Source organism: Achromobacter pestifer (genome assembly GCF_013267355.1).
GTDB lineage: Bacteria > Pseudomonadota > Gammaproteobacteria > Burkholderiales > Burkholderiaceae_B > Achromobacter > Achromobacter pestifer_A.
Genome location: NZ_CP053985.1, coordinates 7,020,511 through 7,035,235, shown reverse-complemented (window position 1 = coordinate 7,035,235; position 14,725 = coordinate 7,020,511). Strand labels below are relative to the sequence as shown.

Below are 14,725 nucleotides of genomic sequence, written 5' to 3'. Positions count from 1 at the left end.
CTGGGATTCGATCATCATGCACGAACACAAATACCGGCGCTGGGCGCTGCCCTTGCTGTTCCTGGTCCTGGCCGCCGTGCCCTTCGTGGCGCAATGGCTGGGCGAACCCTTCTACGTGACGCTGGGCGCGCGCATCCTGATCTACGCGCTGGCCGCGCTGGCGCTGAACCTGGTGCTGGGCTTCGCCGGGCTGGTGAGCTTCGGCCACGCCATGTTCCTGGGCCTGGGCTGTTATGCCGTGGGCATCCTCAGCTATTACGGTTTTGGCAACGGTTGGCTGCAGTTGGCCGTGTGCATCGCGGTGTGCGCGCTGGTGGCGCTGGTCGTCGGCACGGTCTGCCTGCGCACCTCGGGCATCGGCTTCATCATGATCACGCTGGCGTTTGCGCAGATGTTCTATTTCCTGGCGGTCAGCCTGCGCGAGTACGGCGGCGACGATGGCCTGAACATCTACGAAGCCAGTTCCTTCGGCCTGTTCGACCTGGGCGGCAGCCAGCCCGTGTACTGGGCGGCCTGGGCGGTGCTGTTGGTGTCCAGCCTGGCCATGCTGCGCCTGCGCCGCTCGCCCTTCGGCATGATTTTGCGCGCCACCCACGCCAACCCGCGCCGCGTGGACGCGCTGGGCTATTCGGTGTTCGGCGTGCGTCTGACGGCCTACGTGGCTTCCGGCGTGCTGACCGGCGTGGCCGGGCTGCTGCTGGCCAACCTGACCGCCTTCGCTTCGCCCAGCTACATGTCCTGGCCGGTGTCGGGCGAGCTCATCGTCATGGTGGTGATAGGCGGGCTGGGCAATGTGCTGGGTCCGATCTTCGGCGCGGTGGCCTACCTGCTGATGGAAGAAGCCTTCAAGAGCATGACGCAGCATTGGATGCTGCTGATGGGACCGGCGGTGGTGATCATCGCCATGGTGGCCAAGGGCGGCTATGCCAACTCGCTGGCCTGGCTGCGGCGTCCGCCTCCGGTCGCGCCCGCAAGCCTGCCGCCTGCAGGCGACGGGCAGCAGGACCGCCGGCCGCCGGACGCGCTGCGCAAGGAGGCCTCGGCATGAACATGCGAACCGCCGCCGCGCCCGCGGGATTGACCACGCAGGACCTGGTGCGCCGCTTCGGCGGCCTCAAGGCCACCGATGGGGTGTCGCTGGATGTGGCCCCCGGCGAACTGCACGCGCTGATCGGCCCCAATGGCGCGGGCAAGACCACCCTGATCAACCTGCTGTCGGGCGAGCTGCGTCCCGATGGCGGCGCCGTGCGCCTGGGCGCCGCCGACGTTTCCCGCGCCACGGTGCAGGAGCGCGTGGCGCTGGGCATGCTGCGCTCCTACCAGGTGACTTCGGTGTTCGACAGCTACACGGTGCTGGACAACGCCTGCCTGGCCGCCTTGCGCAAGCGCCGCCGGCGCCTGTCGGCCTGGACCGCCTTGCGCGATTGCGCCGACGTGGTCGGCGCCGCGACCGAGGCGCTGCGGGCCTGCAAGCTGGAAGACGTGGCCGAGGCGCAGGTGGACAGCCTGGCTTATGGCCAGCGCCGCCAGCTGGAGATCGCCATGGCCTTGGCGGGCGAGCCGTCGGTGCTGCTGCTGGACGAACCCATGGCCGGCATGAGCGCGGCCGAAAGCGCCGGCGTGATCGCCTTGCTGCAAAGCCTGAAGGGCCGCTACACCATCGTGCTGGTCGAACACGACATGAACGCCGTGTTCGCCTTGGCCGACCGCATCAGCGTGCTGGTCTACGGCAAGATCATCGCCACCGGCAGCGCGGACCAGATACGCAACCACCCGGACGTGCGCCGCGCCTATCTGGGCGACGACGCCGACGCATAAGGAGCCGCCATGTTGAGCATCAGCGGATTGACGGCGGCCTACGGGCATTGCCAGGCCTTGTTCGGCGTAGACCTGGACGTGGGCCAGGGCGAGGTCGTGGGCCTGATCGGCCGCAACGGCATGGGCCGCAGCACCGTCATCAAGTGCCTGTTCGGCCTGCTGCCGGCCAGCCAGGGCAGCATCCGGTATGGCGAGCGCTCGCTGCGCGGGCTGGCGCCGTACCGCATCGGCCGTATGGGGCTGTCGCTGGTGCCCGAGGGGCGCCAGATCTTCCCGACCCTGACGGTGGAAGAGAACCTGATCGCCACGGCCATGGACCGCGGCGGCGCCAGTGCCTGGACGCTGGAGCGCGTGTACGAACTGTTCCCGCGCCTGCGCGAACGCCGCGCCAACCTGGGCACCCAGCTGTCCGGTGGCGAGCAGCAGATGCTGGCGCTGGGCCGTGCGCTGATGACCAACCCCAGCCTGCTGGTGCTGGACGAAGCCACCGAAGGCCTGGCGCCGGTGGTGCGCGCCGAGATCTGGCGCGTGCTGGCGCAACTGAAGGCCGAAGGTTTGTCGATGATCGTGGTGGACAAGAACACCACGGCCTTGCTGCGCTTGTCGGACCGCAACGTCATCCTCGACAAGGGGGTGACGGTGTGGCGCGGCAGCTCGGCGGAATTGTCAGAGCGGCCCGACCTGGTGGCCGCCTACGTAGGAGTCTGAGATGAGATTGCAGGACAAAGTGGCGCTGGTCACCGGCGCGGCCGGGGGCATCGGACTGGCGATCGCGCGGCGCTTCGTGGCCGAGGGCGCCTACGTGCTGCTGGCGGACCGCAAGGAGGCCGAACTGTTGGCCGCGGCCCGTTCGCTGGGGGAACGCGCTGCCGCACTGGTGGCCGACGTGACCGATCCCGCCGACGCCCAGAAGCTGGCCGATGAGTGCGTGCGGCGCTGGGGCAGCCTGGACATCTGCGTCTGCAACGCCGGCGTGATCCGTGCGGCGGATTTCCTGGACCTGAAGCTCGAAGACCTGGACGCGGTCATGAACGTCAACGTGCGCGGCACCTTCCTGGTCGCGCAGGCCGCCGCGCGCGCCATGGTGGCGGGCGGCCGCGGCGATGGCGCCATCGTGACCCTGTCCTCGATGACGGCGGAACTGGCGATGCCGGACCAGTTGGCCTACGGCGCCAGCAAGGGCGCGGTGCGCCAGATGACCAAGTCGATGGCGCTGTCCCTGGCGCCGCACGGCATCCGCGTCAACGCCATCGGCCCCGGCAGCATCGACACCGAAATCCTGGCCACGATCACCAGCAATCCCGAGGCCCGCAGGACCGTGCTGTCGCGCATCCCGATGCAGCGGCTGGGATCGACGGACGAAGTCGCCAAGGTGGCGGTATTCCTGGCAAGTGACGACGCCAGTTATGTGACCGGGCAGACGGTGTACGCGGATGGCGGCCGGCTGGCGCTGAACTATACGGTGGCGGTGCAGGAGTCGCGCGGCGCAGGCTAAGGGGTCTGTATGTCATGCCCGAAGCCAGGGCTCCATATTGCGAGTAAGGTATGGGCTATAGGCCCTGAATTTCCGGCACCTGGGCCTGTGCCTTCAGCAGGAACCCGAACATCATGAAGATCCTTCGTCCGGCACTGCGGACTGTCCTCGCCGCGGCCACGTGCGCCTTGATCGCCGCCTGCGCGGATAAACCTGCCCAGCAAACCGAGCTGGACTACCGCAGCCGCTCCCCGTCCACGGGGCAGGGCACGAACAACACGCCTGGATCCTCGGACCAACGCCTGACCATACAGTCCGGCGAAGGGGAGCGCTTGAATCTGCCCTGGTTCGTCCGGGATACGCAGGAATGGATCAACAGCAACTGACCCGCCCAATCTACGACATGATCAAACCCATGACTGTGCGACGGATACTCCTGGCGTTTGCCGCGCTGGCCCTGTCGCCTGCCATCAGCGCCCAGACAACTTCCAAGCTTGCGGCCTGGACCCCGCCGGGCCCCACGGCATGCAGCTTCTCCAGTTGGACGACCGACGTGAAACCCGCCATCCAGGTGCGCGCGGCGGCGTCCGCCCAAGCGGCGGTGGTGGGCAGCCTGCCGACGACGCGCGGTGACGGCCCCGATCCCAACATCGACTACTACAGCGTGACCTTCGACGTGACCGAGGCGCGCGACGGCTGGCTCAAGATCAGGAACGCCAGCGATGACAAGACCGGCGACGAGCAGAGCAAGCCTCGGCCCGTGTATCGGGGCGAGGGCTGGATCGAAGCGGGGGATGCGCAGGTAGGCATCCAGTCTGCGCGGGGCTACGCCCGCCCGGACGCCGGCAGCGAGCGGCTGCTGGATCTGGGCGGCGACTGGCTGACCGAGAGGGCCACGCTGCGCGGCATCGTCGCCTGCGAGGGCGAATGGCTGTTGCTGGACTACGAGATGCGCAACAGCGACAAGTTCGAGCCGCTGGCGCCCAAGGACCGCACGCGTGGGCGGGCGTGGTTTCGCGGTATCTGCTCGTCGTCGGAGACGACTTGCGACATGCGGTCGGTCGACAAGTAGGGCGCGACTCCTATTTATTGACATATCGGGAAATCCCGATATCATGGCGGCATGGATCTGCTCGAAATATTCAAAGCCCTCTCCAACCGTACCCGTCTTGAGATCCTCAAAGGACTGAAGGACCCCGCAAGGAACTTCCCGCCCCAGGACGAAGGCGACGTTCATACGGTGGGCGTCTGCGTCAGCAGTATCCAGGAAGGAGTGGGGCTGTCGCAGTCGACGGTGTCCGACTATCTGGCGACGCTGCAGCGCGCGGGCCTGGTCGAAGCCAGACGCATCGGGCAGTGGACCTATTACAAGCGGAACGAAGCAACCATCAGCGCTCTGGCCTCGATCATCGGGAAAGAGCTGTAATTTTTTTGCCGGTAAATATCGGTATTTCCCGATATCCCTATTTTTCGAATCAAGGAAAACCATGAAAGCGATGACACTCCAATCATTTGGCGGCCCGGAATCGTTCGAACTCCGCGACCTGCCCAAGCCTGTGCCGCAGGCGGGACAAGTCCTGGTCCGGGTACACGCAACCTCGATCAATCCCCTGGATTACCAGGTCCGGCGCGGCGATTATTCCGAACTGGTGCCGTTGCCGGCCATTACCGGGCACGACGTTTCGGGCGTGGTCGAAGCCGTCGGGCCGGGCGTGACCGCTTTCGCTGCTGGCGACGAAGTCTGGTACACCCCGCAAATCTTCGATGGGCCGGGCAGCTATGCCGAGTACCACGCCGCCGCCGAAGGCATCGTCGGGAAGAAGCCGCCCGCGCTCAGCCATCTTGAGGCGGCAAGCCTGAGCCTGGTCGGCGGCACGGCGTGGGAAGCGCTGGTCGTACGCGCGGGGCTGAGAGTCGGGGAGAGCATCCTGGTGCACGGCGGCGCGGGCGGCGTCGGCCATGTTGCGATCCAGCTGGCGAAGGCCATCGGAGCACAGGTGTACACGACCGTGCGCGCCGCCAACGCCGAGTTCGCGCGCAGCATGGGCGCCGATGTGGTCATCGACTATGAAAAGGAAGACTACGTCGACGCCGTCATGCGGGAGACGGGGGGGCGCGGCGTCGATGTCGTATTCGACACCATCGGCGGCAACACGCTTGCGCGCAGCCCCGATGCGCTTGCGCAGCTGGGGCGGCTCGTCTCCATCGTGGACCTAGCCCAGCCGCAAAACCTGATCCAGGCCTGGGGCAAGAACGCGAGTTACCACTTCGTGTTCACGCGGCAGAACCGCGGCAAGCTCGACGAGTTGAGCGCGCTGGTGGCGCGCGGCCAGCTGCGGCCGCACGTGGGCGCTGTTTATGCGCTTGCCGAGATTCCGATTGCGCATGCGCGGCTGGAGAGTCCCAACCACGGAGTGCGGGGAAAGATCGCGATTGCGGTCGGGCCATTGGCCGAAGTGGAATCATCAACGCCTGGTTTCGACCCAAGCCAGGCAATACTTCATCCTTTTGGGGGAGGAAAAAAGTAGCAGGTGGAATCCGCGGCGACTTGACAGCGTGCAGCCAGGTTTGTGAAGCTCCCCTAAGTCAACCTTGACGCGTCGTCCCAATGTGTCCAGCGCCTTCCCATACCCTGCCAAGCCGCTTAAGAAACTTGCCGTTTGTGGGGCGAGAGGGCGAGTTGCAGGTGTTCGAGAACCTGCTCTGGCCCGCCATGCCAAACATGGATTATCAGGTTCTATCCATGTATGGTGTCGGGGGCCAGGGCAAGACCACGCTGCTGGACCGTTTTGCGCGGCGGCTTTCGGACCCAGATTGTTCTACACGTCCCCTGGTGCGCCTGGACATGGCGATCACGAGCCATCGCGACGCTGTCGATGGACTGTTCACTGTTCGAAACCAGTTGCGCGCAGCGAGGGTGGCAACGCATGCCTTCGATATGGCGTTCGCTCGCCACTTCGCGTTGACCCGGCCGGGTCGGGATCTGACCAAGGACTACCCAGAGCTATTCCGGTTCAAGGAAGACAGTATCTTCGGTGAGTTGGTCGACATCGGGGTAGAAGCAGCCGATTACATGCCAGGCGCAGGGCTGGCGGTGTCACTGCTCGCTCGGCTGTCGAATAAAGTATCTGCTTGGTACCGAACCCGGGGCGTGGACGTCCTGGAGCAGCTCAATGAGATCGGCGCACAGAAAGTGGCAGATTCCTTGCCGATGTTCCTTGGCTATGACATAGCCGCCTTCTTGCGTGACCACCCGCAGCGCAGGCCAGTGCTCATTTTTGACACCTACGAGGCATTGTGGCGCGATCGTCCGGCGGGCGGCGCCATCTCCGATCTTGGTGGAGACAACTGGCTGCGCCGCTTTGCAGAGGAAGCGAAGGGCTGTCTCTTTGTCATTGCAGGCAGGCGACGGGTTGCATGGAAGGATATTGATCCTACATGGGCGCCATGGATCGTCAGCGTGCCCCTGGATGCCCTGGGTCGGGGCGCAGTTGATGCCATGCTGGATGCAGGACGGATCGATGCATCCGATGTCCGGAAGGCATTGAAAGACGCAGCAGAGGGCCATCCTCTGTCGCTTGCCGTCGGAATCCGGTACTGCCAGATGCGTCAGCTGGCGGGCGCAGCCGTCACGGCACCGGATGTTCCACGCACTCACCGCGAGATCCTGGACCGGTTCTTCGATCACCTGGATCCAGGGATGCGAAACGTATTGCGCACGCTTGCGGTACCAACACACATCAGAAGGGAGCTCTGGGAGTTCCTCATCTCGCAGAGGATGCCTGCATTTGACGGCTACCTGGCAAGCGACGTATTTCAGGAAGTCATATTCCGGCAGGCATCGCCTGACGTGTACGACATGCACGAAAAGGTTCGCGATCATCTCATTGCGGATCTCGAAGCAAGGGATCCTTCTCATCTCGATAGCGCGCGTCTGGCGGTGTTCGACTTTTACGACAGGGCGTCGTCCGCGGATGCGTCCAAAAGAGAGGGGTCGCATGTGCCGGATCTCAGCCTGTCGCTGAAGTCGCGGGATGAATGCCTCGCAGAGGCCGCGATGCAGGTGCGTCTGGCCTCACCGAGAAAATTTGTCCAATGGTGCCTGGAACGCTTCAATGCCAGAGGCTCGGGCTCAAATCTACGCCGCAGTCTCCTGGACCAGGCATTCGAGTTGATAGGTGCGATCGACTCGGACTCGCTAGGACATGCCGCCAAGCTTGCTCACCTGAGATTGCGCTCAGATCCATGGTCCACGGACGGCATCAACCTGCTTCAAGGCGTCGTTGACATGGTGTCCGAGGAACCCGCCGGCGCTGAACTTCTACAGGATCTCCGAAATTCGGCTTTCAACCTGATACGCGGTAATCCTTCTGCTGTTCCGCCCAGGTTGCTACAAATTGTCTGCGCACATCCCTCTGCAAGAGAGTCGGCTTGGTGGCCATGCCTCGAAATCGAAGAAGCGCTTCTGCGAGAAGATGTCGGCAGCGCAATGCAGTTCGCCAAAAGTTGGCTCGTTGAGCAGACGAAGCCCATCATTCAAGACGGACTATTCGTTGTTCTTCGTGCCATCGCTGTAGCGAGTGACAGGTAGCCCACGGTCGTGCCCTTCACGACATATCGGTCGAAGCCGGGTTCGCCGACGAAGCGTGAGCGCGATATCGGGCCGTTGGGGTTGGATAGCAACGTGCCTTCCAGCGGTTTGCCTGAATCGTAGGGGCTGTCGGTCCGGCTGTAGCTGGCCAGCAGCGTGATCAAGGTGGCGTCGCTGATCTGCCACTCCAGCGCGCCGGCCAGCGAGGTACGGTCATTGTTGATGTAATCGATCATGGTGTCGCTGTCGCGCGCCAGGCCGGTGAGGCGGTAGCGCACATTTCCGTCCTCTGTCACCGGGCCGCCCAGGTCCATGGCGATCTGTTTCTTGTTCCAGCTGCCTGTCTGCAGTTCGAACTCGCGCAGGGGTTCCGCCGTGGGGCGCTTGCTGACCAGGTTGATGATCCCGCCCGGCGCGGCCTGGCCATACAGGATCGAGGCCGGCCCCTTGAGCAGTTCGATGCGCTCGAAGTTGTAGGGCTCGATTGCGCCGCTGAGCGAGTTGATGGGGAACTTGGTGCCGTTCAGATACAGCGGGGCCGCGCCCGTGATGTTGAAGCCGCGGACCGTGAAGCGGGTGCCTATGTGCCTGAGCGCGCCGCCTTCCAGCGACATGACGCTGGCGGTGTAGCCCAGCGCCTGGTCCAGCGAGTCCGCCGCCTGCGCGACGACTTGGTCGCGCGGAATCACCGATACGGACTGGGGCGTTTCGTGCAGCGCCGTGTCGGTCTTGGTGGCGGTGGCGCTGCGATGGGCGACGAATCCTTGCACCGGGCCGGAGGCGGATTCCTCGTGGACGCCCGCGACCGTGATCGCGGGCAAGGTCTGCGCGGACTCCTGGCCTGCCTGCCCGCCGGGCAGGGGCCGCAGCACGTAGCCGCCATTCGGCTGTAGCCGGGCCGCCAGCCCCGTGCCCGCCAGCAGCCTGGCCAACGCCTCCGACGCCTCGAAGCTGCCTTGCAGGCCGGAACTGCGCTTGTCCGCGATATCGCTTGCGGAGTAGGACAGCATCAGCCCGCTTTCGAGCGCATAGCGGGTCAGCGCGCTTTCCAACGTGCCGGCGGGGATGGCGTAGGCTCTGGCGCTGGGCTGTGCCTGGACGGGGTGCGCGCCGGCGCCCAAGGCGATGCCCGTCGCCGTGAGCCAGAAGGCGCGGCTAGCGGCCAGCGCCAGGGTGTTGCGTGTGATGAGGCGCGCGGCGCGCTGGTACAGGCGGTAGTCCATGAGAGGTCCGGTTTCCGGTGAAAAGTGTGGCTTCTACTAGGTTTGCCACTTGAAAATCGGAAACCCCTCACGTTTGCCCGAAAAGAATCCAGACAGATGGTTTTGCGCGCTGCGGCGCTAGGCGGCGCGCAGGCGCACGGTGATCCAATATCGCGTCAATCGGTCCACTTCGATGGGAAGCGTGCGGCGCAGCATGTCGAGCACCCGATCGGTGTTGTCCAGCGGATAGATGCCGGAAACCTTCAAGCGGCCGGCATCGGCATCGCAGGCCAGCCGGCCGGGGACGTACCGCGCAAGTTCCGCGATGAACTCGGCCAGCGGCATGTCCTGCGCGACCAGCATGCCCACGGACCATGATGCGTCGCGCGGGCCCGCAGGCTGGGCGGGGCTGACGGCGTCGCGGGTGAACGAGGCCTGCGCGCCCGCCTGGATCAGCCGCGGTGCGTCCGCCTGGAGATCGGGGCGGATCTCCACCGCGCCTTCGAACACCACGACGTGACTGCGATCGGGCAACTGGCGCACGCTGTAACGGGTGCCCAGCGCGCGCACGCGGCCCTGGGCTGTTTCCACCACGAACGGGCGTGCGATAGGGGAGGCCGGATCGGAGGCGGTGGTGACGAGGATCTGGCCGTGCAGCAGCCGCACCAGGCGCTGCGCGCCGTCGAAGCGCACATCGATGGCGCTGCCGGTGTCCAGGTCGATGCGGCTGGCGTCGGCCAGCGTGATACCCAGGCGCTCGCCGGCATGCGTGTGGTAGTCGGCCTGCCAGTCCTGCCAGCCGCGCCGCAGCTTGTCGCGCGCCAGCCAGCCGCCGCCGCCGGCGAACAGGGCCAGGGCCAGCGTCTTGACCGCCCGGCGGCGCGCCCGGCCGCTGCGGTCCTCATGCGCCAGCGTGCCGCGCGCGAGCGGCGTGTTCAATTCCCGCAGTTGCTGGCCGAAGGTCTCGATGTGCCGCCAGGCGCGCTCATGGTCGGGGTGCGCCTGGCGCCAGCGCTGGCAGGCCTCGCGCGTGGCGTTGCTGGCATCGGCGGCTTGCAGCGCGACCAGCCATTCCACGGCGCGCAGGCTGACGCTCGCGGGCAGCGGCGGGCCGTCCAGCTGGGGGAACACGGTCGGGCTCGGATCCGTGGACGAGAGGGGCATGGCGGTGTCGGTCGCGGCCGCAGGAGGAGGCCGATGCTCAGGCGCCGAAAAAGCACAGGTGCGCCGCTTTCGCGATATGGCGCTGCACGGTGGCGAGGGAAACGTTCAACGTCGTGGCAATGTCCGCCTGCTTCATGCCTTCAAGCTGGGAGAGCAGGAATGCCTGGCGTACCGGGGCGGCCAGCGTATCCAGGCGGCGGTCCAGTTCGATCAGCGTCTCAAGCAGGATGGCGCGCGTCTCGGGGCCAGGCGCTTCCCGCTCCGGCAGGTTGGCCAGGCTGGCCAGATAGGCCTCTTCGATCCTGCGGCGCCGCATGAAATTGGACACCACGCCCTGCGCCACCGTGGTCAGCAGCGCGCGCGGTTCGCGCACCGCAACGGTCTCGCCCCGGACCAGCAGACGCAAGAATGTGTCGTGCGCGAGATCGGCCGCATCCGAAGAATTACCGAGCCGCCGCCGCAGCCATCCCTTCAGCCAGCCGTGGTGATTCGCGTATAGGGCATCGATGCCCTGCGGCGGCACTGCAAACTCGGTCGCGGACATGCGGCCCTCCGGCTCGTCGCGGGCCAGGAGGAAACCGGCGCCCGGGAAAAATGAGAATCATCCGCATTCTAAAGTGAGTGGCGATGCGCCGGCAAGAGGCCGGATCGCTTGGAATCGGTGCCGGTCCTCTTCGATCCGGCCAGGCAGTGGAGGTCAACCCTCAAACCGCGCGGTGCGCGGCGATGTTGCGATACTGGCCCTTGAAATACAGCAATGGCTGCGTGGAAGCAGTTTCTTGCAGATCTAAGGCTTTTACTTCGCCAATCACGATCAGATGGTCACCTGCAGCGTGTTCGGCATGAATCTCGCAATCAAGCCAGTGCAGGCTGCCGGCAATGATCGGATTCCCTAGCGGCGATTCCCGCCACTCGACTCCGTGCCACTTGTCCGTGCCTCGCTGAGCGAATTGGTTGGAAATCCTGACCTGCTCATCCGACAGGATATTGACCACGAATCGACCCGCGCTGCGAATTTTGGGATAGCTGGCGGAACTGCACATCACGTTGAACGACACCAGCGGCGGATTCATTGAAACGCTATGGAACGACTGGCAGGTGAAGCCTATCGGCTCGCCTTCGATCTGCGATGTAATCACCGTGATGCCGGACGCGTAGTGTCCGAGCGCTTCGCGAAAGCGCCTGGGCTCGATCGCAGTACTGGAAAGTGACATGGGGGTTAGATACTGGGTGCAGTCCGTGCGGGGTCGTCGCGAACCGCTCGCGACGACCATTTCCCGCCTGGGGATCAGTTCGAGAGTTCCTTGCGGACGATTTCCGCGCCGGCGCTCAAGGCGCTCAGCTTGCCTCTCGCGACGCCACGGGACAAGGGCGCCATGCCGCAGTTGGTGCAAGGATAGAGCTTATCGGCGTCTACAAACTGCAACGCCTTGCGCAGGGTGTTGGCGACTTCCTCGGGGGTTTCAATGGTGTCGGTCGCCACGTCAATGGCGCCTACCATCACTTTCTTGCCCCGAATCAGCTCGATCAGATCCATGGGAACGCGAGAGTTGTGGCATTCCAGCGAGATGATGTCGATACTGGATTTTTGCAGCTTGGGAAAAGCTTCTTCGTATTGCCGCCACTCTGATCCCAGCGTCTTCTTCCAATCCGTATTGGCTTTGATGCCGTAGCCATAGCAGATGTGGACGGCGGTTTCACACTTGAGCCCTTCGATGGCTCTTTCCAGCGTGGCAACGCCCCAATCATTCACCTCGTCAAAGAACACGTTGAAGGCGGGCTCGTCGAACTGGATGATATCGACACCCGCGGCCTCCAATTCCTTGGCTTCCTGATTGAGAATCTTGGCGAATTCCCACGCCAGTTTTTCGCGGCTTTGATAGTGGCTGTCATATAGCGTATCGATCATCGTCATGGGACCGGGCAAAGCCCATTTGATCGGTTGCTTGGTCTGCTGGCGCAAGAACTTGGCATCCTCGACAAACACCGGCTTGCGGCGGGCCACGGCACCCACGACCGTCGGCACGCTCGCATCGTAGCGATCACGGATTCTGACGGTCTTGCGGTTCTCGAAATCAACGCCGTCCAGATGCTCGATAAACGTCGTCACGAAATGCTGACGCGTTTGTTCGCCATCACTGACGATATCGATACCTGCGTGCTGCTGTTCCTGCAGAGACAAGCGCAGCGCATCCTGCTTGCCCTCGGTCAAGCCCTCGTCCTGCAATTTCCAGGGCGACCAGAGTTTTTCGGGCTCTGCGAGCCAGGAAGGTTTAGGCAAGCTGCCGGCAGTGGAAGTGGGTAGCAATTTTTTCACGATAGATGCCTTGGTGCTTTTGATTGGTCAAAGAGGGTAGTTGGCGGACCACTGCTCAAGAATCGCTTGGTATGGTTTGATGAAGTGTTCCTCGACAAACCGTCCCTGCTCAATAGCCAGCTGGCTACGTTCCTCTCGATCGTAGACAATCCGGGTTAGCGAATAATCCTGGTGATTCAAGCTGGGCTGATAGGATTTTCCTGCCGCGGAATTCGCGTTGTAGATCTCTGGCCGGTAAATCTTCTGGAAGGTGTCCATCGTGCTGATGGTGCTGATCAGCTCAAGATTGGTGTAATCACCCAGCAAATCACCGGAATGGTAGAAGGCCAACGGCGCCGCACTGTTCGGCGGCATGAAGTAGCGAACCTTCATTCCCATTTTTTTGAAATATTCGTCAGTCAGGGAATATTCATCTTGCTGGTATTCAACGCCCAAGACAGGGTGCTGGTTTTCAGTCCGATGATAGGTCTTGCTGCTCGATACGCTCAGGCATATGACGGGCGGTTTGCTGAAGTGATCCTTGTAAGTGCTTGAATTCACGAAGCACTTGAACAGCTTCCCATGCAGGTCCCCAAAATTTTCTGGAGTGCTGAACCCGGGCTGATTCTTGGTGTGTTCCAGCAGCAGCACGCTGAAGTCATAATCCCGCACGTACGAGGAAAAGTTATTCCCTACGATGCCTTCAATGCGTTCGTTGGTTTTGCCGTCAACAATGCTCGTCTTCAATATTTCAATCAAAGGGAGGGCATTGCCACCGCTTGCGCCGGCTATGCTCATCTCGACGGAGATGATTTCAAGGTTGACGGTATAGCGATCGCCTTTGGGATTGTCCCAATGCGCCAAGGCATTGAAACGATTGTCTATCATCCTGAGGGTGTTGCGCAGGTTCTCCTGGCGACTCGTCCCCCGGGCTAGATTGGCAAAATTGGTGGTGATCCGCGTATTGTCTGAAGGACGATAGTCTTCATCGAAACAAATGCTCTTGATGGCAAATGTAAACTCTTTACTCATGGTGATCTGCTGCCCTAAATCCTGAGATAAAACCTGCGTCCATGTCTTGCATTTTCAGCGCTGCTCAATTTTTCTTTCTTATTCAGCAGTCTTGGCATTGACGATGCAGGGGGCGTAGTTTATGTCGGGCAATTCATGAATAAAAGTGAATTGATCTCATCAATCCATTAGTTGTATTCATGGATGGGCGTGCGGCCGGTCTGCTCGCGGATTTGGCCGCCCAGCGAGCAGACGCTGCTCGCAGAGTCAAATCGCGGCGGGCCTTTTCGCCTGTGCAATAAATGCGCGCAGGTAGTCGATCCCCACGTCGGCCTCGCGAGCACCCAGAAAGATGTGTTTAGCGATGCCTTTCTTGCCCAGCCGGACGGGCACCACGTTCATCGTGTCGGCGTACTCCAGCACCAGCCAGCGCGGCAACGCCGCCACCCCACGGCCGCTGGCGACCATCTGCAGCATGATGTCCGTGGTCTCGATGGCCTTGTGGCGCTTGGGCGTGATGCCGGCCGGCGTCAGGAACATGTTGTAGATATCGAGCCTGTCGACTGGCACCGGATAAGCCACCAGCACTTCGCTGGCGAGCTGTTTGGGGGTGACGTACTCATCCTTGGCAAGAGGATGATTGCCGGCGACGACCAGCACCTGTTCGTAGTCGAACACAGGCTCGAACACTAGCCCGGGCTTGTTCAATGGATCGGGCGTGACCAGCAGGTCGATTTCGTAGCCGAACAGCGCTCCGATGCCCCCGAACTGAAATTTCTGCTTCACATCCACGTCCACGTCCGGCCACGCTGCCAGATACGGGGAGACAATTTTCAGCAGCCACTGGTAGCAGGGATGGCATTCCATGCCGATGCGCAATGACCCGCGCTCTCCCTGGGCGAACTGACGCAGACGCTCTTCGGCCAGGGTCAGTTGCGGCAACACCCGGTTGGCCACCGCCAACAGGTATTGACCGGCTTGCGTGAGTCTCAGGCTGCGGCCTTCACGTAGCCAGATGTCGGTGCCCAGTTGCTGCTCCAGCTTCTTCATGCTGTGGCTCAAGGCCGACTGCGTCACGTGCAGGACGCCTGCGGCCGCGGTCAGCGAACCCTGCTTTTCCACCTCTTGCACGATGGATAGATGGACACGATCGAGCATGATAAAAATTC

General features: G+C 63.0%; 16 protein-coding genes. 9 read left to right on the top strand and 7 right to left on the bottom strand.

Annotated elements, in window-relative coordinates; all coding sequences use genetic code 11:
• Nucleotides 1-16: 16 nt before the first annotated feature.
• From FOC84_RS33080 to FOC84_RS33040, 9 genes are all read left to right on the top strand, one after another.
• Entirely contained in the window at nucleotides 17-1,048 is a 1,032-nt protein-coding gene (locus tag FOC84_RS33080; protein WP_173149813.1) for a branched-chain amino acid ABC transporter permease, read from the top strand.
• Nucleotides 1,045-1,818, top strand: a complete 774-nt coding sequence (locus FOC84_RS33075) for an ABC transporter ATP-binding protein (protein WP_173149812.1) — start codon at nucleotides 1,045-1,047, stop codon at nucleotides 1,816-1,818. Before FOC84_RS33080 ends, FOC84_RS33075 begins: the two co-directional genes overlap by 4 nt.
• Before the next feature lie 9 nt (nucleotides 1,819-1,827).
• On the top strand, nucleotides 1,828-2,526 hold the full coding sequence (locus FOC84_RS33070) for an ABC transporter ATP-binding protein (RefSeq protein WP_173149810.1): 699 nt from the start codon (nucleotides 1,828-1,830) through the stop codon (nucleotides 2,524-2,526).
• 1 nt (nucleotide 2,527) lies between these two features.
• The gene (locus tag FOC84_RS33065) at nucleotides 2,528-3,313 is read left to right on the top strand and encodes an SDR family NAD(P)-dependent oxidoreductase (protein WP_173149808.1); all 786 of its coding nucleotides are present in this window, start codon (nucleotides 2,528-2,530) and stop codon (nucleotides 3,311-3,313) included.
• A gap of 113 nt (nucleotides 3,314-3,426) precedes the next feature.
• Nucleotides 3,427-3,678, top strand: coding sequence for a hypothetical protein (locus FOC84_RS33060; RefSeq protein WP_173149806.1), 252 nt, complete (start codon nucleotides 3,427-3,429; stop codon nucleotides 3,676-3,678).
• Nucleotides 3,660-4,364, top strand: coding sequence for a hypothetical protein (locus FOC84_RS33055; RefSeq protein ID WP_254241859.1), 705 nt, complete (start codon nucleotides 3,660-3,662; stop codon nucleotides 4,362-4,364). The genes FOC84_RS33060 and FOC84_RS33055 overlap by 19 nt, the downstream gene beginning before the upstream one ends.
• A gap of 51 nt (nucleotides 4,365-4,415) precedes the next feature.
• Nucleotides 4,416-4,718, top strand: a complete 303-nt coding sequence (locus tag FOC84_RS33050; RefSeq protein WP_173149804.1) for an ArsR/SmtB family transcription factor — start codon at nucleotides 4,416-4,418, stop codon at nucleotides 4,716-4,718.
• A 61-nt stretch (nucleotides 4,719-4,779) separates the two neighbouring features.
• Nucleotides 4,780-5,820 (top strand): zinc-dependent alcohol dehydrogenase family protein, encoded by a 1,041-nt coding sequence (locus FOC84_RS33045; RefSeq protein WP_173149802.1) that lies wholly within the window; start codon nucleotides 4,780-4,782, stop codon nucleotides 5,818-5,820.
• Nucleotides 5,821-5,978: 158 nt separating this feature from the next.
• Entirely contained in the window at nucleotides 5,979-7,883 is a 1,905-nt protein-coding gene (locus FOC84_RS33040) for a hypothetical protein (RefSeq protein WP_173149800.1), read from the top strand.
• Here FOC84_RS33040 and FOC84_RS33035 read toward each other — a convergent pair.
• The 7 genes from FOC84_RS33035 to FOC84_RS33005 all read right to left on the bottom strand — a co-directional run bounded on the left by FOC84_RS33035 (nucleotide 7,829) and on the right by FOC84_RS33005 (nucleotide 14,714).
• Nucleotides 7,829-9,106, bottom strand: a complete 1,278-nt coding sequence (locus FOC84_RS33035; protein WP_254241857.1) for a TonB-dependent siderophore receptor — start codon at nucleotides 9,104-9,106, stop codon at nucleotides 7,829-7,831. The genes FOC84_RS33040 and FOC84_RS33035 overlap by 55 nt on opposite strands.
• A 117-nt stretch (nucleotides 9,107-9,223) precedes the next feature.
• A complete protein-coding gene (locus FOC84_RS33030; protein WP_173149798.1) occupies nucleotides 9,224-10,249 on the bottom strand; it encodes a FecR domain-containing protein in 1,026 nt (341 codons plus the stop codon).
• A gap of 37 nt (nucleotides 10,250-10,286) precedes the next feature.
• Complete coding sequence (locus FOC84_RS33025) at nucleotides 10,287-10,793, bottom strand: sigma-70 family RNA polymerase sigma factor (RefSeq protein WP_173149796.1); 507 nt, start codon at nucleotides 10,791-10,793, stop codon at nucleotides 10,287-10,289.
• 160 nt (nucleotides 10,794-10,953) lie between these two features.
• Nucleotides 10,954-11,463 (bottom strand): flavin reductase family protein, encoded by a 510-nt coding sequence (locus FOC84_RS33020; protein ID WP_173149794.1) that lies wholly within the window; start codon nucleotides 11,461-11,463, stop codon nucleotides 10,954-10,956.
• A gap of 74 nt (nucleotides 11,464-11,537) precedes the next feature.
• The gene (locus FOC84_RS33015; RefSeq protein WP_173149792.1) at nucleotides 11,538-12,566 is read right to left on the bottom strand and encodes a methionine synthase; all 1,029 of its coding nucleotides are present in this window, start codon (nucleotides 12,564-12,566) and stop codon (nucleotides 11,538-11,540) included.
• Between the two features lie 27 nt (nucleotides 12,567-12,593).
• The gene (locus FOC84_RS33010) at nucleotides 12,594-13,577 is read right to left on the bottom strand and encodes a DUF1852 domain-containing protein (protein WP_173149790.1); all 984 of its coding nucleotides are present in this window, start codon (nucleotides 13,575-13,577) and stop codon (nucleotides 12,594-12,596) included.
• Between the two features lie 246 nt (nucleotides 13,578-13,823).
• Nucleotides 13,824-14,714 carry a LysR family transcriptional regulator gene (locus FOC84_RS33005; RefSeq protein WP_173149788.1) on the bottom strand — a complete coding sequence of 297 codons (891 nt, stop codon included), beginning with the start codon at nucleotides 14,712-14,714 and terminating at the stop codon, nucleotides 13,824-13,826.
• Nucleotides 14,715-14,725 lie beyond the last annotated feature (11 nt).

Excerpts from the sequence above, each read along its gene's own strand:
- FOC84_RS33030 (WP_173149798.1), bottom strand. The coding sequence starts at position 10,249 with ATGCCCCTCTCGTCCACGGATCCGAGCCCGACCGTGTTCCCCCAGCTG.
- FOC84_RS33025 (WP_173149796.1), bottom strand. The coding sequence starts at position 10,793 with ATGTCCGCGACCGAGTTTGCAGTGCCGCCGCAGGGCATCGATGCCCTA.
- FOC84_RS33010 (WP_173149790.1), bottom strand. The coding sequence starts at position 13,577 with ATGAGTAAAGAGTTTACATTTGCCATCAAGAGCATTTGTTTCGATGAA.
- FOC84_RS33055 (WP_254241859.1), top strand. The coding sequence starts at position 3,660 with ATGGATCAACAGCAACTGACCCGCCCAATCTACGACATGATCAAACCC.
- FOC84_RS33035 (WP_254241857.1), bottom strand. The coding sequence starts at position 9,106 with ATGGACTACCGCCTGTACCAGCGCGCCGCGCGCCTCATCACACGCAAC.
- FOC84_RS33080 (WP_173149813.1), top strand. The coding sequence starts at position 17 with ATGCACGAACACAAATACCGGCGCTGGGCGCTGCCCTTGCTGTTCCTG.
- FOC84_RS33050 (WP_173149804.1), top strand. The coding sequence starts at position 4,416 with ATGGATCTGCTCGAAATATTCAAAGCCCTCTCCAACCGTACCCGTCTT.
- FOC84_RS33065 (WP_173149808.1), top strand. The coding sequence starts at position 2,528 with ATGAGATTGCAGGACAAAGTGGCGCTGGTCACCGGCGCGGCCGGGGGC.
- FOC84_RS33070 (WP_173149810.1), top strand. The coding sequence starts at position 1,828 with ATGTTGAGCATCAGCGGATTGACGGCGGCCTACGGGCATTGCCAGGCC.
- FOC84_RS33060 (WP_173149806.1), top strand. The coding sequence starts at position 3,427 with ATGAAGATCCTTCGTCCGGCACTGCGGACTGTCCTCGCCGCGGCCACG.
- FOC84_RS33005 (WP_173149788.1), bottom strand. The coding sequence starts at position 14,714 with ATGCTCGATCGTGTCCATCTATCCATCGTGCAAGAGGTGGAAAAGCAG.
- FOC84_RS33045 (WP_173149802.1), top strand. The coding sequence starts at position 4,780 with ATGAAAGCGATGACACTCCAATCATTTGGCGGCCCGGAATCGTTCGAA.
- FOC84_RS33020 (WP_173149794.1), bottom strand. The coding sequence starts at position 11,463 with ATGTCACTTTCCAGTACTGCGATCGAGCCCAGGCGCTTTCGCGAAGCG.
- FOC84_RS33075 (WP_173149812.1), top strand. The coding sequence starts at position 1,045 with ATGAACATGCGAACCGCCGCCGCGCCCGCGGGATTGACCACGCAGGAC.